The organism is Clostridium estertheticum (assembly GCF_018861295.1).
Classification (GTDB): domain Bacteria; phylum Bacillota; class Clostridia; order Clostridiales; family Clostridiaceae; genus Clostridium_AD; species Clostridium_AD estertheticum_D.
The window spans coordinates 1-563 of the sequence record NZ_JAHLDM010000105.1 but is presented as its reverse complement, the minus strand read 5'-3'; the positions used below and the strand labels follow the sequence as shown (position 1 = coordinate 563).

At 30.2% G+C, this 563-nt stretch carries 1 protein-coding gene; it reads right to left on the bottom strand.

The window, feature by feature from the left end; genetic code table 11:
- The coding region (locus tag KPL54_RS25870; RefSeq protein WP_216109331.1) for a DUF4885 domain-containing protein at positions 1 to 563 on the bottom strand (563 nt) is incomplete at both ends.

The following is a 563-nucleotide window of genomic DNA, read 5'->3' as shown; positions in this document are numbered from 1 at the left end:
CCATAAGTTAGTAACTTCTTTAAATCAGATACAAATGATTTTGTTGATTGTAAGCCTATAAACCCTGAACCATTAATAAGTTTTTGAAATTCTTCATTACCTCCAATAATTTCACCATTTTTATCAAGCTTTAAATCATTTATGTCCACTCCAGATTTATTCTTTACTTGATCATAAAGAATATATTTTACTTCTTCTAGTGGATCTTCAAGTCCATTAAATCTTTTTGCACCATTTACTTGTTCCAATAATGCCCAAGCATACTTTCTGCCTGAAACACTGTGGTTATTTAAAGTATCTTCAATTGATTTTTCTTTTTGACTATCATTAAGCCCTGAAACCGATATGTTTAAATCCCTATCTACACTTATAGATATTTTTTCATCATGAGAAAGGTTTATATTATTGTCTTTTAATACCTTGCTTAGTCTATCATTTTCATGATTTCTCCATTTATATACATGATAAGCCTCATCTTGTATCCCATTACTCCAGGAATATCCACCTTCAGAAGTTATACATGGTTTATCACCATAACCAACGTTATACTTTGTATTGCCAGC